The organism is Nonomuraea sp. AD125B (assembly GCF_041402765.1).
Taxonomy (GTDB): Bacteria; Actinomycetota; Actinomycetes; order Streptosporangiales; family Streptosporangiaceae; genus Nonomuraea; species Nonomuraea bangladeshensis.
This window is the reverse complement of sequence record NZ_JBGLOU010000012.1, coordinates 192,219-211,478: the sequence shown is the minus strand read 5'-3', so window position 1 is coordinate 211,478 and position 19,260 is coordinate 192,219. Positions and strand designations below refer to the sequence as shown.

18 protein-coding genes are annotated in these 19,260 nt (G+C 70.2%); 8 read left to right on the top strand and 10 right to left on the bottom strand.

Features of this window, described 5'->3' with window-relative positions; genetic code table 11:
* The first annotated feature begins 15 nt into the window (after nt 1-15).
* The 4 genes from ACBR40_RS30235 to hisC are packed head-to-tail and all read left to right on the top strand — an operon-like array spanning nt 16 to nt 4,741.
* Nucleotides 16-1,104, top strand: coding sequence for a glycosyltransferase (locus ACBR40_RS30235; protein WP_344208598.1), 1,089 nt, complete (start codon nt 16-18; stop codon nt 1,102-1,104).
* A gap of 20 nt (nt 1,105-1,124) precedes the next feature.
* Nucleotides 1,125-2,927 (top strand): DUF4434 domain-containing protein, encoded by a 1,803-nt coding sequence (locus ACBR40_RS30230; RefSeq protein ID WP_371250942.1) that lies wholly within the window; start codon nt 1,125-1,127, stop codon nt 2,925-2,927.
* A 45-nt stretch (nt 2,928-2,972) separates the two neighbouring features.
* Nucleotides 2,973-3,653: an NUDIX domain-containing protein gene (locus ACBR40_RS30225; protein WP_344208593.1), complete on the top strand. Its 681-nt coding sequence runs from the start codon at nt 2,973-2,975 to the stop codon at nt 3,651-3,653.
* Nucleotides 3,654-3,676: 23 nt separating this feature from the next.
* Nucleotides 3,677-4,741 carry a histidinol-phosphate transaminase gene (gene hisC / locus ACBR40_RS30220; RefSeq protein WP_371250941.1) on the top strand — a complete coding sequence of 355 codons (1,065 nt, stop codon included), beginning with the start codon at nt 3,677-3,679 and terminating at the stop codon, nt 4,739-4,741.
* Here the strand turns inward: hisC and ACBR40_RS30215 are convergent.
* Nucleotides 4,731-5,672, bottom strand: coding sequence for an EamA family transporter (locus ACBR40_RS30215; protein ID WP_371250940.1), 942 nt, complete (start codon nt 5,670-5,672; stop codon nt 4,731-4,733). The genes hisC and ACBR40_RS30215 overlap by 11 nt on opposite strands.
* Before the next feature lie 163 nt (nt 5,673-5,835).
* Between ACBR40_RS30215 and ACBR40_RS30210 the strand changes: the two genes are divergently transcribed.
* The gene (locus ACBR40_RS30210) at nt 5,836-6,288 is read left to right on the top strand and encodes a rhodanese-like domain-containing protein (protein ID WP_371250939.1); all 453 of its coding nucleotides are present in this window, start codon (nt 5,836-5,838) and stop codon (nt 6,286-6,288) included.
* Between the two features lie 265 nt (nt 6,289-6,553).
* Here the strand turns inward: ACBR40_RS30210 and ACBR40_RS30205 are convergent, their stop codons facing one another.
* The 4 genes from ACBR40_RS30205 to purD form a co-directional block, all read right to left on the bottom strand.
* Entirely contained in the window at nt 6,554-7,843 is a 1,290-nt protein-coding gene (locus ACBR40_RS30205) for a GTP cyclohydrolase IIa (protein WP_329592708.1), read from the bottom strand.
* Nucleotides 7,844-8,044: 201 nt separating this feature from the next.
* Nucleotides 8,045-9,310 carry a UDP-N-acetylglucosamine 1-carboxyvinyltransferase gene (murA, locus tag ACBR40_RS30200; protein ID WP_371250938.1) on the bottom strand — a complete coding sequence of 422 codons (1,266 nt, stop codon included), beginning with the start codon at nt 9,308-9,310 and terminating at the stop codon, nt 8,045-8,047.
* Nucleotides 9,311-9,388: 78 nt separating this feature from the next.
* Nucleotides 9,389-10,225, bottom strand: a complete 837-nt coding sequence (locus ACBR40_RS30195) for a phosphoribosylaminoimidazolesuccinocarboxamide synthase (RefSeq protein ID WP_371250937.1) — start codon at nt 10,223-10,225, stop codon at nt 9,389-9,391.
* The gene (gene purD / locus ACBR40_RS30190) at nt 10,222-11,436 is read right to left on the bottom strand and encodes a phosphoribosylamine--glycine ligase (RefSeq protein WP_371250936.1); all 1,215 of its coding nucleotides are present in this window, start codon (nt 11,434-11,436) and stop codon (nt 10,222-10,224) included. The genes ACBR40_RS30195 and purD overlap by 4 nt, the downstream gene beginning before the upstream one ends.
* 415 nt (nt 11,437-11,851) lie before the next feature.
* Here purD and corA point away from each other — a divergent pair, with 415 nt between their 5' ends.
* The gene (gene corA, locus ACBR40_RS30185) at nt 11,852-12,916 is read left to right on the top strand and encodes a magnesium/cobalt transporter CorA (RefSeq protein WP_344208579.1); all 1,065 of its coding nucleotides are present in this window, start codon (nt 11,852-11,854) and stop codon (nt 12,914-12,916) included.
* A 16-nt stretch (nt 12,917-12,932) separates the two neighbouring features.
* On the opposite strand, the gene ACBR40_RS30180 is transcribed toward corA, so the two are convergent.
* Nucleotides 12,933-13,838, bottom strand: coding sequence for a glycerophosphodiester phosphodiesterase family protein (locus ACBR40_RS30180; RefSeq protein ID WP_371250935.1), 906 nt, complete (start codon nt 13,836-13,838; stop codon nt 12,933-12,935).
* Nucleotides 13,839-14,057: 219 nt separating this feature from the next.
* Between ACBR40_RS30180 and ACBR40_RS30175 the strand changes: the two genes are divergently transcribed.
* Nucleotides 14,058-14,609, top strand: coding sequence for a GNAT family N-acetyltransferase (locus tag ACBR40_RS30175; protein WP_371250934.1), 552 nt, complete (start codon nt 14,058-14,060; stop codon nt 14,607-14,609).
* Here the strand turns inward: ACBR40_RS30175 and ACBR40_RS30170 are convergent.
* The 4 genes from ACBR40_RS30170 to fbaA all read right to left on the bottom strand — a co-directional run bounded on the left by ACBR40_RS30170 (nt 14,606) and on the right by fbaA (nt 18,392).
* Nucleotides 14,606-15,265 carry a hypothetical protein gene (locus tag ACBR40_RS30170; RefSeq protein ID WP_371250933.1) on the bottom strand — a complete coding sequence of 220 codons (660 nt, stop codon included), beginning with the start codon at nt 15,263-15,265 and terminating at the stop codon, nt 14,606-14,608. The genes ACBR40_RS30175 and ACBR40_RS30170 overlap by 4 nt on opposite strands.
* 265 nt (nt 15,266-15,530) lie before the next feature.
* Nucleotides 15,531-16,814, bottom strand: coding sequence for an adenylosuccinate synthase (locus ACBR40_RS30165; protein ID WP_371250932.1), 1,284 nt, complete (start codon nt 16,812-16,814; stop codon nt 15,531-15,533).
* Nucleotides 16,815-16,924: 110 nt separating this feature from the next.
* Entirely contained in the window at nt 16,925-17,335 is a 411-nt protein-coding gene (locus tag ACBR40_RS30160) for a DUF3151 domain-containing protein (protein ID WP_344208571.1), read from the bottom strand.
* A gap of 34 nt (nt 17,336-17,369) precedes the next feature.
* Nucleotides 17,370-18,392 carry a class II fructose-bisphosphate aldolase gene (gene fbaA, locus ACBR40_RS30155; RefSeq protein WP_344208569.1) on the bottom strand — a complete coding sequence of 341 codons (1,023 nt, stop codon included), beginning with the start codon at nt 18,390-18,392 and terminating at the stop codon, nt 17,370-17,372.
* 129 nt (nt 18,393-18,521) lie between these two features.
* Here fbaA and ACBR40_RS30150 point away from each other — a divergent pair, with 129 nt between their 5' ends.
* A complete protein-coding gene (locus tag ACBR40_RS30150) occupies nt 18,522-19,223 on the top strand; it encodes a DedA family protein (protein WP_371250931.1) in 702 nt (233 codons plus the stop codon).
* The last annotated feature ends 37 nt before the right edge of the window (nt 19,224-19,260 follow it).

Below are 19,260 nucleotides of genomic sequence, written 5' to 3'. Positions count from 1 at the left end.
GGAGGGCTGCGCGCAGTGCACGTGCTCGTCATGACGGTGGTGCATAACCCCGAGGACGCGAGGATCCTGCATCGGCAGATCCGCGCGCTCGTGGATGCCGGTCATGAGGTCACGTATGCCGCCTCCTTCACCGGTTTCGGGGTCGTGCCGAGACCCTGGGTGAACGGCGTCGACCTCCCCAGGGCCGCCCAGCGCAAGCGGGTGGCGGCGGTCTGGGCGGCCCGCCGGTTGTTCAAGCGCATGCGCGACAAGGTCGACCTGGTCCTGATCCACGATCCCGAGCTGCTGTTCGCGGTGTGGGGCGTGCGCAACCGGCCGCCGGTGGTGTGGGACGTCCACGAGGACACCCCGGCCACGCTCTCGCTCAAGCCGTGGCTGCCCTCGCCGCTGCGCCCGCCGGTGCGCTTCCTCGCGCGGCTGCTCGAAGGCACCGCCGAGCGTCACCTGCATCTCCTGCTGGCCGAGACCGCGTACGCGGGCCGGTTCAAGGACGCCCACCCGATCGTGCCCAACGAGACCTGGGTGCCCGACTCCGTCACCCCGCCCGGTGACGACCGGGTGGTCTACCTCGGCTGGCTGTCGCGGGCCCGGGGCGTGCTGGAGGCGGTCGAGGTGGCCAAGCTGCTCCAGCCGTACCGCGTGGCGGTGGAGCTCATCGGCTACGCCGACCCGCAGAGCCGTCCGGTGCTCAACCAGGCCGTGACCGAGGGCCTGCTGGAGTGGCGCGACTTCATGCCCAACGACGAGGCGCTGAAGCGGCTCGACGGCGCGCTCGCCGGGCTGTCGCTGCTGCACGACGAGCCCAACTACCGCCACTCGATGCCCACCAAGATCGTCGAGTACATGGCGCACGGCATCCCGGTCATCACCACCCCCTCGCCGCGCGCCGTGGAGCTCGTCGAGCGCTACGACAGCGGCATGGTCGTGCCCTGGCAGGACCCGAAGGCGGTGGCCCAGGCCGTGCTGACGCTCCGCGACGACGTACGCGAGCGCAAGGCGCAGGGCGCGCGCGGTTACGCGGCCGCCCGCGCCAACCACCACTGGCCCAATTCCGCCAAGCGCTTCGTCGCCCAGCTCGAAGCCTGGGCGGGGGTCAAGCCATAGCGGGCGGCGGGTCGTCGAAGGTGCGCTGGCTCCTCCTCGTCCTGGGTGTGGCGATCCTGGCCGCGGTCGCCGCCGTGGTCATCGTGCTCCAGCCGGGTCCCGGGCAGAAGGTCGCGTCGGTGGTGAAGACCACCCCGGCCAAGCCGACGCCGTCCGCCGAGGCCCCCACGCCCAAGGTGAGCGAGTTCACCGACGACTGTGGAACGTTCGAGACCCGGGAGAAGGCCCCCTACGCGGTCACCGGCTACTGGATCATGCCGAAGTCGAACCCCTGCACCTGGCGCACCCAGCTGAAGGAGATCCACGACGTCGGCGGCGACACCGTCATCAGGATCGGCTACGGCCTGCAGTTCCGTACGGTCTCGTCCTCCGGCGACATCCTGACCAGGGACGGCGAGCTGGACTCCCTCTACAAGGGCTGCCGCGAGGACGGCATGAGCTGCCACGACGCCGCCGAGCGCGACCTGATGAAGGCCCACCCGGACAACCGCATCGGCCGCACGTACGTCTACCGCACAGACGAGTCGTTCGGCCCCGACCTGTTCCGCTGCCCCGAGGTGGAGCACGCGGTGCGGGCCGGCAAGCGCACCTACTTCCGCATCATCACCCAGCCCGACGGCTCGGACGACTCCACCTGCGACTTCTCCCGCAAGGGCGCCTCCTACGACCTGATCCTCGTCGCCGGCGCCGAGAACGACAGCCTGACCCAGCTCCTCGACCTCGGCGACCAGTTCGGCATGCGCGTCTTTCCCGCGCTGCCGCTCGCGCCCCGCGACCCGAACACCGAGATCAGGGCCAACAAGAAGCACCTCGGCACGCTGACCACCCTCACCCGGCGCATCCTCCAGGACTACGGCGCCCGCTTCGCCGACCGGGACTCCCTCGGCGGCGTCTACCAGCCGTTCGAGGTGCAGATGTCGGACACCCTGGCCTCGAACCCGACGCTGGAGGTCTACGCCGACCAGCACACGATCGTCGAGCAGGAGCTCCCCGGCAAGCCCATCCTCATCAGCCCCTACATGGACGCCCGTAAGCGCAAGGCCTTCGGCCAGACGCCCAAGCAGGTGGCCGAGGCGTTCAAGGAGCTGGCCAAGACCGGGGTCGGCATCATCGCCCCGCAGGACAGCCGCGGCACCGGCAAGGTCGGCCTGTTCTGGCCGGACGAGCGCGGCGCCGAGGTGGACGAGCGGCTGCGGCCGGTGGTCGGCGAGGCCACGTACGGCACCGCCTACCACGGCTCCACCCGCGACTACTACCGCGAGATGTCGCTGGCCCGCGAGGAGATGCTCCAGGCCGGCTACCAGGTGGACCTGTGGGCGAACGTGGAGGCGTTCGAGCCGTCGGGCGATCAGCCGTGCGCCCCGCAGGGCACCCGCGGCAAGACCGACAAGAAACGCCTGGACCAGGCCGTCACCATGACCGGCCGGTACGTCCAGAAGGTCGTCTCCTACATGTGGAGCGACTACATGACCTGCGGCGAGCCGTCGCTGGAGAAGGAGATCACCGCCGACTGGCGGCGGCCGATCGCCGTCGACGCCATCAGGACCTCGCGCGACATCCAGGACGGCGTCGAGGTGCGCGGCTACAACCTCAAGGACGGCGCCGTCTCCGTCGAGTGGTCCGGCGGCGTGCGCGACCTGGTCGTCTCCGAGGTCGGCTGGCTGGACGAGAACCCGCTGGAGGAGCTGCCCGAGGGCATGGTGACGGCATGGGTGCCGTTCGACTGGGCCCAGGTGCCGGCCGGCGAATGGGTACGGATCACCGTCAAGGGGGCGGCGGGTCTGACCTCCACCGAGCCCCTGCACGTGCGGATCACGACCTGACGCGGCGTTCGCGGCCCGCTCGCCGGTGCGTGTAACGTGCCGTTCATGGTCCCGAGCGTGCCGGTCAGCGTCGACCTGGTGGTGCTCACCGTGCGCAACAACGCCCTGAGCGCCCTGGTGTGGCGCCGCGACAACCCGCCGTTCCTGCGGCGCTGGTCGTTGTCGGGCGGTTTCATCCAGCTCGACGAGGACCTTCCCGACGCCGCCAGGCGCATCCTGGCCGAGCGGGCCGGCCTGCCCGGCGCGCCGGTGCACCTGGAGCAGCTCCAGACCTACGGCTACCCCGACCGCGACCCGCGCCAGCGCGTGCTGAGCGTCGCCTACCTCGGCCTCGCCCCCGACCTGCCCGCCTCGGAGCAGGCCCACATGAGCTGGCAGCCGGTCGACGCGCTCACGGTCATGGCCTTCGACCACCGCCGCATCATGCTCGACGGCGTCGAGCGGGCCCGCGCCAAGCTGGAGTACACCTCGCTGGGCGCGGCCTTCTGCGGGCCGGAGTTCACGGTGGCGGACCTGCGGCGGGTCTACGAGATCGTCTGGGGCCGGACGCTCGACCCGCGCAACTTCCACCGCAAGGTCACCAAGGCCGAGGGCTTTCTCGTCGAGACCGGCGGCACCACCACCCGTGACGGCGGCCGGCCGGCCAAGCTCTACCGGCGCGGGCCGGCCGAGCTGCTGCACCCGCCGATGCTGCGCTCGCTGAAGGACGAGCCGGCCAGGAACTGAAGGCCAGGAACTAAGGTAGGGGCATGCCTCGTTTCCGCCAGATCCTGGACAGCATGGCCCCGTACAAACCGGGCAAGGCGGTCGCCGCACCCGACGGGCGGTCCTACAAGCTCTCCTCCAACGAGTCGCCCTACGACCCGCTGCCGTCCGTGGTGGAGGCGGTCGCCGAGGGCGCGCGGCAGATCCACCGCTATCCCGACGCCGGCGCGGTCGCGCTCACCGAGGCGATCGCGGCGCGCTACGGCGTGCCGGCCGAGCACGTGGCCACCGGGCCAGGCTCGGTGACGGTGGCGCAGCAGCTCCTGGAGGCGGTGGGCGAGCCCGGCGCGGAGGTCGTCTACGCCTGGCGCTCGTTCGAGGCCTACCCGCTGCTGGCCGACCTCGCCGGGGTGACGTCCGTACGCGTGCCGCTCGCGGGCGAGGACCACGACCTCGACGCCATGGCCGAGGCCGTGACCGACCGGACGAGCCTGATCTTCGTCTGCAACCCCAACAACCCGACCGGCACCGCGATCCGCCGCCGCGAGCTGACGGCCTTCCTCGACCGGGTGCCCGAGGACGTGCTGGTGGTGCTCGACGAGGCCTACCGCGAGTACGTCCGCGACGAGGACGTCCCCGACGGCGTCGAGCTCTACCGCGACCGGCCCAACGTGTGCGTGCTGCGCACGTTCTCCAAGGCGTACGGGCTGGCGGGCCTGCGGGTCGGCTACCTCATCGGGCACGAGCCGGTGGCCTCGGCGGTGCGCAAGACCACCGTGCCGTTCGCCGTCAACAGCCTCGCCCAGCTCGCCGCCGTGGCCTCGCTCCAGGCCGAGGACGAGCTGCTGGAGCGGGTCGAGCGGGTGGTCAAGGAGCGCACCAGGGTGAGCGAGGCGCTGGCCGCGCAGGGCTGGACGGTGCCGCACTCCGAGGCCAACTTCGTCTGGCTGCGGCTCGGCGAGCGCACCGCCGACTTCGCCGCGGCCTGCGCGGCCGAGGGCGTCGCGGTGCGGCCGTTCCACCCGGAGGGCTGCCGGGTGACGATCGCCGACCCCGAGGCGAACGACGCCTTCCTGGCCGCCGCGGAGAGCTTCGCCGCTAGACCTTGACCTCTTCGGCGGTGGCCGCCGTCCTGACCTTGGCGCGTCGCTCGGTGGAGACCACCAGGGCGACGCCCACCAGGATGACCGCGCCACCGGCGATCATCTGCGGCGTGGCCACCTCGTTGACCACGAGCACGCCGAGCACGACCGCGACGGCCGGGTTGACGTAGGCGTAGGTGGACACCAGCGAGATGGGCGCGTTGCCGAGCAGCCAGGTGTAGGCGGTGAAGCCCACCAGCGAGCCCACCAGGATCAGGTAGACGAGGCCCGCCCAGGAGCGCCCGGAGACCGCCGCCACGTCGAGCCGCTCGCCGAACGACAGCCCGGCCACCAGCAGGCCGAGGCCGCCCGCCGCCATCTCGACCGCGCTGGCCGCCCACACGTTGGGCGGCATCGGGATGCGCGCCGACAGGAACGACCCGATCGACCACGACAGCGAGGCCACCAGGATCACCACGATCCCGGTGGTGCTCGCCGTCTCGCCGCCGCCGCTGAGCGACAGCGCGGCGACCCCGCCGAAGCCGACCAGCACGCCCAGCAGCGTGAGCAGCGCGGGCCGGTCGCGGGCCGCGATGCGGAACACCACCAGCCAGAGCGGCACCGACGCGACGAGCAGCGCGGCGAGGCCGGTGGAGATGTGCTGCTCGGCCACGGCCACCATGCCGTTGCCGCCGGTCAGCAGCAGCAGCCCGACCAGCGCGGCCCCGCCGAGCTGGCGGCCCGACATGCGGAAGGGCGCGGTGCCGTTCTTGACCAGGAGGAAGGCGCCGAGCAGGAGGGCGGCCACGACGAACCGGAGTGAGCCGCTGAGCATCGGGGGCATGGTCTCGATGGCGAACTTGATGCCGAGGTAGGTCGAGCCCCACACCACGTAGACGATGGCCAACGCGCCCCAGACCATCAGGGGGCGGGGGGTGTCAGCAGCGTTGCCAGTCATGGCTCATGACTTTACCGGGCGGGTGCGACAGAACGCTCGCGGGTATCGGACTGTGGGACGAGTGGCGAAATATGAGCGATAGTGGGCATTCGTGCCACTGTCGGGGTCCCTGTACGGGCTGCCAGGATCGCGGCGTCCGGAAGTCCGTACCGGGAGGAGTCCCATGTCCGCCGTCAACCCGCCTGCTCCCAACGCTGAGGCCGTCGCCCACTTCGCCGCCCGCCTGACGTTCGAGACCGACGTCTCCGACGTCGCCGCCGACCTCGCCGCCGGCCTGCCCGGCCTCGTGGTCGTCGACTCCCGCAGCCGGGAGAGCTGGGACCAGGGGCACCTGCCGGGCGCGGTCCACCTGCCCACCCGCGAGATCGCCGCGCGGGTGGCCGGGCTCGTGCCGCCGGACGCCCGGGTGGTCACCTACTGCTGGGGGCCGGGCTGCAACGGCGCGACCCGCGCCGCCCTGGAGTTCGCCCGGCTCGGCTATCAGGTCAAGGAGATGATCGGCGGCTTCGAGTATTGGGCGCGGGAGGGCTTCGCGGTCGAGACCGCCTCCGGCGTCAGCCGCCGGCCGGTCGACGCGCTCACGGCACCGGTGGAAGCCATCGCCTGCGGATGCTGACCGGAACCCGTCACGGGCCCGGCGGCGCCGCGCAGCGCCACTACAGCGCCGCGCAGCGGCCTTCTGGCGGCCGGTGGCCGAAAAAGTTGGCGCCCCCGTCCGAATCGTGTCGATCGGGGGCGTCCGAGAACATACCCGGATCCGGCCGGGTCAACCAACAACTCGGCAAGAGTCAATGCGCAGGTGCGCAAAGGTGACAGCGTCGGTCAAAACGCCGGTCACCACGACCCCTTGCCCAGTGCAGGACCGACCCCGCCGGAGCGGGTCACCTCGGGCCCAGCTTCTCCACGATCAGCCGGTAGAGCTGCCGGGGGCGGCCCGGCTGCGGGGTGCGGTTGGGCGGTAGCGGCCACGCGAGTCCCTCGTCAACCAACGTGCGCAGCAACCGCCGGGCCGTCCGGGGGGTGACCCCCAGCATCTTGCCCGCTCCTTCCGCGTCCACCACCGTGTCGCCGCCCTCCAGCTTCGCCGCCAGCCTGGCCAGCACCTCCACGCCCTTCGGCTTCAGCGCGGTGGCCCCGGCCGGTGGCATCCGCGGGGCCGGGATGAGCGCCCGCCCCTCGCGGTCCACGGCGAAGCCCTGTGCCTGCTTGCCCGCCTGGGTGCGGGCCAGCGCGGCCCGCGCGTGCGACTCCGCGTCGTGCGTCGTGCGCCCCATGCCCACGCCCACCTCGACCGCCAGCCCCAGCTCGTCGCGGATCCTGGCGGCGAACGGCAACACCCGGAACCCGTCGGTGGCCGCCGCGATCGAGCCCCTGGTCGCGGTGACCAGGTAGCTGTGATCGTCGATCGGCCAGACGGTGGCGTTGATCCGGTTCGCCTCCTGGACCAGCAGCCGGTGCAGAGACAGCCGCAGCTCGTCGCGCCAGTAGCGGGGCGCGGCGCGGCGCACGGGTTCGCGCAGCGTCGGCACCTCCACCAGCACCACGGTGAGCTGCGACTCCTCCAGCCGGTGGTGCGCGCCGAGCAGCGCCGCCGTGTGCAGCGCCGTGCGCACCGCCGCCGAGGTGGGCCGGATCCTGATGGCCGGCACCCCCGCCGCGTTGAGGCGTTCGGCCACCGCGGGGAGGCAGGTGAGCGCCCCCGTGGTGACCCCCTGGCGGGCCAGGCGTTCGTGGTAGGCCGCGATCGTGCCGGTCGCTCCCGGCTCGTCGCGGCTGTGCACGTCCGTGGCCGGGATGCCGAGGTCGGTGTACGCCTCCTCGACGTCCGCCCGGCTTATCACGTCGATGCTGACCCTCTGGGGGTCGATCCGAGTGTCCAGCGCCGCCTTCGCCAACGCCGCCACCAATGCCGCTCCGCCGAGTTGTACGTAGGTCGCGGGCATCGTCAACACGCCGGAACGCCGCGCCAGGTCATAGGGGACCGGGCTGGCGAACAGACACGCGTCGACACCTGGACCCAGCCGCGTCACCTTGTCGGGCGCCTCCTGCTCGTCGCGATAAGCGGCGGCGACAAGGCGACACGGCAGCGGTGCAGCGGCGTGACCCATCAGCATGACCCGCTCGACCAGGTCGTGGGGTCCGACCACGCCGATGGTGAGGTCCGGGGTCATGGCGCCCGGGCGTGACACTCGGGGAGTTTCTTCGGCCCTCTCGACCAATGTTCGTCCCATCCTGCCGTCCGTTGCAATGCTCTCTTTTGGAACGATCGCTCGCGGGGGCCGTAATGTCACGCCCGACTTTTCCGGAAAGCCGTTCTGGTTGACCGCCCGGCAGTATGTCCTAGCAGCTCAGCGAGGTTTTTCCGCCGTTTTTTAGCGTTCGGAAATCTCTCGTGTAATGTCCGCGCCGAGCGCGCGCATTCGCGCGGCGAGATGCGCGTGGCCGCGGTCGATGAGGTAACCCGAGTCGATGACGGTCTCGCCCTCGGCCGCGAGGCCGGCGAGCACCAGCGCGATCCCGGAGCGCAGGTCGTGCGCGGTCACCTGGGCGCCGGTCAGCGGGGTGCGCCCGCGCACCACCGCGCGGCTGCCGTCCACCTCGACGTCGGCGCCCATCTTGTTGAGCTCGCCGGCCAGCGCGAAGCGGCCGTCGAAGATGCGCTCGTGGATGTAGCTGGTGCCCTCGGCCAGGGCCGCGACCGTCATCATCGGCGACTGGAGGTCGGTGGCGAAACCGGGATAGGTGTCGGTGATGATGTTGATCGGGCGCAGCGGGCCCTCGCAGCGCACGTGCAGCACCGCGCCCTGGCGGGCGAACTCGACGCCCATCTGCTCCAGCTTGTAGCGCACGACGCCGAGGTCGAGGCCGGTGCCGACGAGGTTGAGCTCGCCCCCGGTGATCGCCGCGGCCATCGCGAAGACGCCGGCGTCGAGCCGGTCGGGCATCACGGTGTGCTCGACCGCGTGCAGCTCCTCCACGCCCTCGACGGTGATGAACCCGGTGCCGCCGCCGCTGATGCGCGCGCCCATCTTGGTGAGCATGTCGATGACGTCGAGCACCTCAGGCTCCAGCGCGGCGTTCTCGATCACGGTCGTGCCCTTGGCCAGGCAGGCGGCCATGATGAGGTTCTCGGTGCCGGTGTGGGACGGGGTGTCGAGGTAGAGCGTCGCGCCGGTCAGGCCGCTGGCCTTGACGTGGATGACGGTCTCCTCCTCGTCCACGATCGCGCCGAGGCGCTTGTAGCCGAGGTAGTGGAAGTCGAGGTTGCGGCTGCCGAGGTTGCAGCCGCCGACCCCCTCGACGATCGCCTCGCCGAGGCGGTGCAGCAGCGCGGGGGTGAACAGCACCGAGCCGCGGAAGCGTCGCGCGATCTCGGCGGGCAGCACGGGGCTGCTCACCCTGGAGGCGTCGATGACCAGCGTGCGCTCGGACTCGTGCAGCTCGACGTAGGCGCCCACGGCCTCGGCCAGCTCGACCGCGCGCCGGACGTCCTCGATGATCGGCACGTTGCGCAGGACGGTGCGCCCCGTGGCGGCGAGCAGGGCCGCACCGATCATGGGTAGCACGGCGTTCTTCGCGCCCTGGATGAACGCGGTTCCACGCAGTGCGTTGCCACCGCGCACGCGGTAACGGACCATTTCGTGCGGCTCCTTGAAATCACGGGGAAGGGTCGATCGGGCCAACAGTAGTCGCTCGCACCAGATGACCCAGCCGAATCATCCGCTAAAGGGAGCCCCCGTGAGCCGCTCATATGCTTCTAGGTATCGCTGCCGGGTGCGCTCGACGACATGGTCCGGAAGACGAGGTGGGGGGTTTCCGGAGGATTTGTCCCATCCGGATTCGGGCGAAAGTAGCCAGTCGCGTACATATTGCTTGTCAAAAGACGGCTGGGACCGGCCCGGACGCCACTCGTCGGCCGGCCAGAACCGTGAGGAGTCGGGCGTCAGCACCTCGTCGCCCAGCGTCAGCACGCCGTCGGCGTCCCAGCCCAGCTCGATCTTGGTGTCGGCGAGGATGATGCCGCGCTCGGCGGCGATCCGCGCGCCGCGCGTGTAGACGGCCAGCGTGATCCTGCGCAGCTCCTCGGCGGTCTCCGCGCCGATCTCCGCCACCACCCGCTCGTACGGGATCGGCTCGTCGTGCTCGCCCTGCGGCGCCTTGGTGGACGGCGTGAAGATCGGCTCGGGCAGCCGCGAGCCGTCCTCCAGCCCCTCGGGCAGCGGCACGCCGGAGACCGCGCCGCTCGCGCGGTATTCGCTCAGCCCGCCGCCCGCGAGGTAGCCGCGCGCCACGCACTCGACCTGCACCATCCGCAGCGGCCGGCACAGCACGCCGCGCGCCTCGTCGCCGGGCGCCACCACGTGGTTGGGCACGATGTCCTTGAGCTGGTCGAACCACCACAGCGAGAGCTGCGTGAGAATGGCCCCCTTGTCGGGGATGTCGGGCTGCAGCACGTAATCGAAGGCGGAGATCCGGTCGGAGGCCACCATGAGCAGCAGGCCGTCGTCGGTCTCGTAGAGGTCGCGTACCTTGCCGGAGTGCACGTGCTTCATCGGGCGATGTCCGTCCTGTGGTGGGAGCCGCGCAGCCCGATGCGGGCCACCAGGTCGTAGGCGTTGGCGCGGGCGCTCTCCTGGTCGGGACCGTTGCCGACCACGGCCAGCACGCGACCGCCCGCGGAGCGGACCTCGCCGCCCTCGCGGACGGTGCCGGAGTGCAGGACATAGGCGTGCTCGGTGTCGGCGAGCCCGGTGATCGGGTCACCCTTGACCGGGGCCTCGGGGTAGCCCTCGGCCGCGATCACGACGGTGACCGCCGCGCCCGGCTTGAACACCGGGTCGAGCCCCAGCTCGCCGGTGGCGCAGGCCATGAGCAGCCCGCCGAGCGGCGTCTCCAGCCGGTCGAGCAGGACCTCGGTCTCGGGGTCGCCGAAGCGCGCGTTGAACTCGACGACCTTCGGCCCCTTCGCCGTCAGGGCCAGCCCGACGTAGAGGACCCCCTGGTAGGGCAGCCCGCGCCGGGACAGCTCGGCCATCGTGGGGTGCACGATCTCCCGCATGACCTGGTCGGTCAGCCCTTCGGGGGCCCAGGGCAGCGGCGTGTAGGCGCCCATGCCGCCGGTGTTGGGTCCCTCGTCGCCGTCGTAGGCGCGCTTGAAGTCCTGGGCGAGCTGGAGGGGCACGGCCGTGCTGCCGTCGCAGAGCGCGAACAGCGACACCTCGGGGCCGTCGAGGTATTCCTCGATCACCACCCGCTCGCAGGCCCGCGCGTGCGCCAGCGCCTTTTCGCGGTCGTCGGTGACCACGACGCCCTTGCCGGCCGCGAGCCCGTCGTCCTTGACGACGTAGGGGGCGCCGAACTCGTCGAGCGCCGCGGCGGCCTCCTGCTCGGTGGAGCAGGTGCGGGCCCGCGCGGTGGGCACGTCGGCGGCCATCATGATCTCCTTGGCGAACGCCTTGGAGCCCTCGATCATGGCCGCGTCGCGCGAGGGCCCGAAGCAGGCGATGCCCGCCTCGCGCACCGCGTCGGAGACGCCTGCCACGAGCGGGGCCTCGGGCCCGACCACGACGAGGTCGGCCCGCAGCCGCGTGGCCAGCTCGGCCACCTGCCCGGGGTCGAGCGGGTCGACCGCGTGGACGGTCGCGACCTGCTCGATGCCCGCGTTGCCGGGGGCACAATGCAGCTCGGTGACCTGCGGGTCGAGCTTCAGCGAACGGCACAGGGCGTGCTCACGCCCTCCGGATCCAATGACTAGAACGCGCACGGGCTCCATTGTCGCAGGCCCGGGGGACCGCTGGCCGGTGCAGGTCTCGGATGCGCCGATTGCCGGAAGAGCCGATGAACGCCGATGAACGCCGATGAACTTCGTGCGGTTCTCCCTGAGCGGTGTGCCGCCGGAACGGTATCGTCGTTTACGTTCAACCGCCTGTGGTAGGTTAAGGCGGCTTTGCGGCGTCTCTTGCGATTGGAGGTGGTCCGGGATGAATCCTGGTGATCCCAGCAGTACGTGCCACTCATGCACGTACTTCCCGTATGCCCCCGACCACTCCAATCAGGCAGCCTGATCGTGCCTCCACGCCAGTGAGGTGACTTTTTCGTCGCGTGGAGCGCGCCATGTCGGGCGGAAAGGGACTGCCATGCGCTCGTCCACGCTTTTCCGTCGAATCAACCGTTACCCGGTGCAGCGGGCCGCTCACCCGATCGTGAAGCCCGCCGCCGTTCCCTGCGTGCCGCCGACGCGGTCCGTCGTCGAGTTCGGCGCGTACGTGCGGGGCAAGAAGGTCCCGGCCACGGGCATCGCCGAGGCGCTCGACCTCGTACGCGAGCACAACAAGGACTCCGACGGCGCCAACGCCTTCGTCTGGGTCGGCCTGCACGAGCCCGAGTCCCCCGAGGTCGAGTGGCTGTCGGAGGTGTTCGGCCTGCACCCGCTGGCCGTCGAGGACGCCGTCAAGGCCCACCAGCGCCCCAAGGTCGAGCGGTACGGCGACTCGTTGTTCATGGTCCTCAAGACCATCGCCTACCTCGACCACGACCAGTCGAGCGACAACACCGAGATCATCGCCACCGGCGAGATCATGGTCTTCCTCGGCGCCGACTTCGTGATCACGGTGCGGCACGGCGAGCACTGCCCGCTCACGATCGTGCGCGAGCGCCTTGAGGACAAGCCCAAGCTGATGAACCGCGGCCCGGCCGGCGTGCTGCACGCCATCGCCGACCACGTCGTCGACCAGTACCTCCAGGTGGCCGACCTCATGCAGCTCGAACTCGAAGAGGTCGAGGCCACCGTCTTCGCCGACGTCAGCTCCCGCGACATCAACCGGATCTACCAGCTCAAGCGGGAGATGCTGGAGATGAAGCGGGGGGTCACGCCGTTGCAGGCGCCGCTGTCCGCGCTGCCGCAGCGGCGGGTGATCCCGGCCGAGATGCGCGAGTACTTCCGCGACGTCGGCGACCACCTGTCGAGGGTCTGCGAGCAGGTGGAGTCCTCCAACGAGCTGTGCAGCTCGATATTGCAGGCCGCGCTCGCGCGCTCGAACGCCCTCGCCAACGAGGACATGCGCAAGATCTCCTCGTGGGTGGCCATCCTGGCGGTGCCCACCATGATCGCGGGCATCTACGGGATGAACTTCGACTTCATGCCGGAGACCAAGCAGGTGTGGGGCTATCCGGCGGTGCTGGCCGTGATGATCACCGCCTGTGTGCTGCTGCACCGCGGCTTCCGCCGCAACGGCTGGCTCTGACCAGGGTCGCCGAAGCTCAGACGCCGACCGGCTTGAGCGGGGCGACGGGCCGCGGCAGCTCCAGCCCACGCTCGCGCCACAGCTCGCGCATCCGGTCGGGGTAGTCGGTCACGATGCCCGACACGCCGAAGTCGAGCATCCTGGCCCCGAGCGCGACGTCGTTGACCGTCCACACGGCGACGTCGAGCTCGGCGGCGGCGGCCTGCGCCATCAGCTTCTCGTCCACCATGACGTGCTCGGGCGAGAGCGTGGTGGCCCCGGCAGCGCGGGCCGCGGCGGGCACGTCGGAGCCGAGGTCGTCGTGCCAGTGCAGGGTGTCGGGCTCGATGAGCGCGAAGCGCCGCGTGCCGGGCGCGAGGCGCGCGGCATGCCGGATGATCCGCCAGTCGAAGCTGAGCACGGCGGCGTTGCCGAGCCGGCCGTGCCGGTCGAGCTCGTCCACCACGAGCTCGGTGAACATCCCGGGGTCGGCCGTCAGCTCCGGCCTCGTGGGGTCGGACTTCAGCTCGACGTGCAGCCGCACGCTCTCGGCGTCGTAGGCGTTGACCAGCCCGAGCACCGCGCCGAGCGTCGGCATCCTGGTCTCCGGCATGGCGACCTGGGTGAGCGCGAACGGGTCGCCGGGGTGCTTCGGCAGCCGTACGCCCACGTCGAGCGTGTGGAGCTGGGCCAGCGTGAGGGCGTTGACCGGCTTGCCGACGTAGGGGTGGAGCGGGTCGCCGTCGCGCAGCGGCCGCCGGTCGGCGCTCGTCACCGCGGAGACCGTCAGGTCGTGCGTGAGCACGAGACGCCGGTCGGCGGTGAGCGCCACGTCGAGCTCCAGCGCGTGAACGCCGAGCTCCATCGTGCGGCTCATACCCGGCAGGGTGTTCTCCGGCCACAGGCCCCGGGCGCCCCGGTGACCATGAATCTCAACGCGCACACCGGGACCCTATCTGGAGCGGGGGGTCCAGAGGCAGTGCCACGCCGTGTCCTTTTTATCCTGCTACGCCCGGTCGGGCGCTACTCAAGGGACAATAGGCTGTTCTCTATGGCAAAGGTTCTTAAACCTGCCCATTTCCCAATAGTTCGGGCATGGGTTGATGGCTGGGTCATCTCCCGCAACGCCCCGGAGCCGGTACGCGTACCGTGGGGCCTGCGCGTGGACGTCGGACTCCCCGGCCACGTCGCCCGCCACATCGTCGCCGACCCCACGCCGGAGACCGTGCGCCACCTGACCGCCACCCTCACCACGCCGGGCACCTGGCTCAAGCTCTGCGCCCCAGCCGACACGATGGCCCCGCTGCTGCCGCGGCCCTGGCTGGTCAAGGACCACGAGTACATGATGACCGCCCGCCTGACCGGCCTGGCCCGCGTGGCGGCGCCCGAGCCCCCGGCCGGCTACGCCCTGGCGGTCACCACCCGGGCCGGCGTCACGGCCGCCCGCCTGCTGACCCCGGCCGGGGAGGTCGCCGCCCGCGGCCAGTTCGCCGTGGCCGGCGGGACGGCCGTCGTGGACCAGGTGGAGACCGCGCCGGACCATCGCCGCCGCGGCCTCGGCTCCGCCGTGATGCGCACGCTCGCGACCCACGCCGCCCGCCGCGGAGCGCGCGCCGGCGTCCTCGTCGCCACCGCCGAGGGCCAGGCCCTCTACGAAACCCTGGGCTGGACCCTCCACACCCCGATGACGGCCGCCGTCCTCACCGCCGCCTAGCCGGCGGCCGCCGGGTCACCCTTCCCAGCGGTGCGTCCCGGACGTTGTGCGAGCACAAAGGACACCTCGTCATGGATCCTCAGCCACCGTGCGACCTCCGGTTCCAGGTAGCCGAGCAGGCGGCAGATCTTGGTGTGGTCGGCCGCGAGGTGGCGATGATGGATGGGCTCGTGGTGCATGATCCGGTTACGCAGGAAGACCATGGCCTGCAAACTGTCCCGTAGCGTCTCCCTGCTGCCCGAATAGCAGGGGAACGACCGGTGCAGAGCTGGCACCCAGAGGTGACGGTCGTAGGTGCGGTTCAGCAATGACACCCAAAAGCCGAACGACAGCTCGGCGACCACGGCGTCGGCGGAGGGGTCGTGGTCGCCCTTGTCACGCAGGTCATCCATCGCTTTGTCTATCCTGCGTCGCTGGCTGGGGCGCAAAGGCGCCACCTGCCACCAATCGGCACGCCGGTAATGCGCGCGCAGTTGGTCGTGTTCCGCATTGCGCAGGCTTATCTCAAGCCAGTGCAGGGGACCGTAGAACGCTGCGGACACCTGGATGTTCCATCGGTAAAGTTCCCAGGCGGCTGCGCCATCGCCCCGGAACATGCCGAGGTAGGGGGCGAACCGAGGTGCGGAGACCGTCCGTTCGATCCAGGATGGCAGCATGACGGCATCTCCATAGGGGGTGACTGACGTGCAGCGGCATCCTGGGGTAGGCTGAATTCGTACGCCCCGGGTCCGCCTCTGCTCTGCATGCCGCCCGGGGCACGGCTTTTTCGGCGCGCGACGCGCCAGCCGTTCGGGTTGAGCCTTGAACAGGCCTCGCTGTCAGCCAAGAGTAACGTCGTTGACCATGCTTTGAAGCGCATATCAAGACTGTTGACCTCTGCAGATCGGCGGGGAGGGAACATTCCATCCCCGCCGATCCCGGTCAGACCAGGGGGCGGACCACCAAGGTCTGGTCGCGGCCGGGGCCCACGCCGATGGCGCTGATCGGGGCGCCGCTCATCTCCTCCAGCGTCCGCACGTACGCCTGCGCGCTCGGCGGCAGGTCGGCGAAGGTCTTGGCGCCGGTGATGTCCTCCTGCCAGCCCGGGAACTCCTCGTAAATGGGCTTGGCGTGGTGGAAGTCGGTCTGCGTCATGGGGATCTCGTCGTGGCGGACGCCGTCCACCTCGTAGGCCACGCAGACCGGGATGCGCTCCAGGCCGGACAGCACGTCCAGTTTGGTGAGGAAGTAGTCGGTGACGCCGTTGATCCGGGTGGCGTAGCGGGCGATGACCGCGTCGAACCAGCCGCAGCGGCGGTTGCGGCCCGTGGTCACGCCGTACTCGCCGCCGGTCGTGCGCAGCCAGTCGCCCATCTCGTCGGTCAGCTCCGTCGGGAACGGGCCCGAGCCGACACGGGTGGTGTACGCCTTGAGAATGCCGATGATCTTCGTGAGCCGGTTCGGCGGGATGCCCGCCCCCGCGCACGCGCCGCCCGAGGTCGGCGAGGACGACGTCACGAACGGGTACGTGCCGTGGTCGATGTCGAGCAGCGTGCCCTGCCCGCCCTCCAGCAGCACGAACTTGTCCTCGTCCAGCGCCTTCGACAGCACCAGCGAGGTGTCGGCGATGTGCGGCTTGAGCCGCTCGGCGTAGCCGAGGTACTCCTCCAGCACCGCCTGCGGCTCGATGCCGCGCCGGTTGTAGACCTTGGTGAGCACCTGGTTCTTCTCGGTCAGCGCGACCTCGATCTTCTTGGCCAGGATGCCGGGGTCGAGCAGGTCCTGCACCCGCACGCCCATCCGGGCGATCTTGTCGCCGTAGGCCGGCCCGATGCCGCGCCCGGTCGTCCCGATCTTGGCCTTGCCGAGGTAGCGCTCGGTGACCTTGTCCAGGGCCTTGTGGTGCGGCATGATCAGGTGCGCGTTCGCCGAGATCAGCAGCCGCTCGGCGGAGATCCCGCGCGCGGCGAGACCGTCGATCTCGCTGAGCAGCACGCCGGGGTCGATCACCACGCCGTTGCCGATGACGGGGACGACCTCCGGCGACAGGATGCCCGTCGGCAGCAGGTGCAGCGCGTACTTCTGGTCGCCGATGACGACCGTGTGGCCCGCGTTGTTGCCCCCCTGATAGCGGACGACGTAATCGACGTCGCCACCGAGCAAGTCGGTGGCCTTGCCCTTGCCCTCATCGCCCCACTGGGCACCAACGAGAACGGCAGCCGGCATGGTTCAGTCTCCCGAGCACAAAACGAAACCCCTGGCGCAAGCGCGACAGGGGCTCTTGCGTAGAGAGACTACCCGAACGTGTCCTTTCGTCCCAAGGGGGCCGTGCGCTGCTACCCCTTCGCCAGCGCTTCGTAGCCGGTTTCGGTGCTGTCCTTGAGGAACTGCAGGCAGCGCTCGGCCTCGTCCTTCTCGCCGATCGCCTGGGCGGCCCTCGACAGGGCGTACAGGCAGCGGAGGAAGCCGCGGTTGGGCTCGTGCTCCCAGGGGATGGGCCCGTGTCCCTTCCAGCCGTTGCGGCGGAGCTGGTCGAGGCCGCGGTGGTAGCCGGTGCGCGCGAAGGCGTAGGAGGTGACCGCGTGCCCCTGGGCGAAGTACTCCTCCGCCAGCGCGGCCCACGCCGCCGGGTGGGCGGGGTAGCGGGCGGCCACGTCGGAGGCCTTGGCGCCGGACTCCAGCGCTTCCCTGGCCTCGGGCAGGTCCGGCAGATGAGTCGGGGGCGGCCCGGCGAGAAGGTTATCCATAGGACAAGTCATACCCGCCGGGCCAGGCGCGTGGCTACGAGATCTTCGTCCCAGCGCTCTTGAGGTGCTGGCACGCCTCGACGACGCGGGCGGCCATGCCGGTCTCGGCGGCCTTGCCGTACGAGCGCGGGTCGTAGGTCTTCTTGTTGCCGACCTCGCCGTCCACCTTGAGCACGCCGTCGTAGTTGCGGAACATGTGGTCGGCGATCGGGCGGGTGAAGGCGTACTGCGTGTCGGTGTCGATGTTCATCTTCACCACGCCGTAGGAGATGGCCTCCTGGATCTCCTCCAGGGTCGAGCCGGAGCCGCCGTGGAAGACCAGGTCGAAGGGCTTGTCCTTGCCGTACTTGGCGCCGACCGCCTCCTGGATCTCCTTCAGCACGCCCGGACGCAGCTTGACGTGGCCCGGCTTGTAGACGCCGTGGACGTTGCCGAAGGTCGCGGCCAGCATGTAGCGGCCGCGGTCGCCCACGCCGACCGCCTCGGCGGTGGCGAGCGCGTCCTCGCTGGTGGTGTAGAGCTTCTCGTTGATCTCGCCGACGACGCCGTCCTCCTCGCCGCCGACGACCCCGATCTCCATCTCCATGATGATCCGCGCCCGCGCGCACTTGTCGAGGAGCTCCTGGGCGATCTCCAGGTTCTCCTCCAGCGGCACGGCGGAGCCGTCCCACATGTGCGACTGGAAGAGCGGGTCGAGGCCCTTCGACACCCGCTCCAGCGAGATGTCGATCAGCGGCCGCATGAAGCCGTCGAGCTTGTTCTTCGGGCAGTGGTCGGTGTGCAGGGCCACGGTGACCGGGTATTTGTCGGCGACGATGCGGGCGTACTCGGCCAGCGCGGTCGCGCCCGTGACCATGTCCTTGACCGTCGTGCCGGACAGGAACTCGGCGCCGCCCGTGGAGACCTGGACGATGCCGTCGCTCTCCGCCTCGGCGAACCCCCGCAGGGCGGCGTTCAACGTCTGCGATGAGGTCACGTTGATCGCCGGGTAGGCGAATCCGCCGGCCTTGGCCCGGTCGAGCATCTCAGCGTAGACCTCTGGAGTCGCGATAGGCATGATTCATCTCCCTGAGAAGTAACGGCTGTACGCCAGGGCCCAGTATTCCGGCTCACTACCCGGCGTGGTAGAGACAACGCCCGTGCGGGGAACACGTCACGCATGCCCGCTGACGGTAGGCTCTGCCCCGTGGACTGGCTTTTGAATCTCCTCGACCCGACGTGGTGGCTGACCATTCTCGGCACTTTCGCCACGATCGGCGTGCTGGCCATCATCTTCGCAGAGACGGGTCTGCTGCTCGGGTTCTTCCTGCCCGGAGACTCGTTGCTGGTGGCCGCGGGGATTTTCAGCTCCGCGTCCGTCGCGACGGGCATGGGCATCGAGCCGCTCTCCTTCCCCCTCCTGGTGGTCGGCACCCCGCTGTGCGCCGTCGCCGGGGCCCAGCTCGGGCATTTCCTGGGGGCGCGTTTCGGGCGGAGGATGTTCGACAAACCCGATTCCCGGTTGTTCAAGAGGGAGCACGTGCTCCGGGCCGAGGAGTTCTTCGAGAAGTTCGGTCCGGCCAAGGCGGTCGTCCTGGCCAGGTTCGTGCCGATCGTCCGTACGTTCATGAATCCCGTCGCGGGCGTCCTGGAGATGCACCCCCGGCGTTTCTTCGTCTGGAACGTCATCGGCGGCGTCGTCTGGGTCGAGAGCCTGCTCCTGCTCGGCCACTTCCTCGGCGGCCAGGTCGACCCGAAGCAAATCGACAAGTACGTCCTGCCGGGCGTGTTCGTCATCGTCCTGATCTCGCTCATCCCGATCATCGTCGAGGTGGTCAAGAAGCGCCGCGAGGCCAAGCGGCTGCCAGCCCCCAACGGCAAGCACCACCGCGTCGGCGACCCTTTCTGAGATCCTGAGCAGGAGAAGATCCGGAAGAGCCGCACAC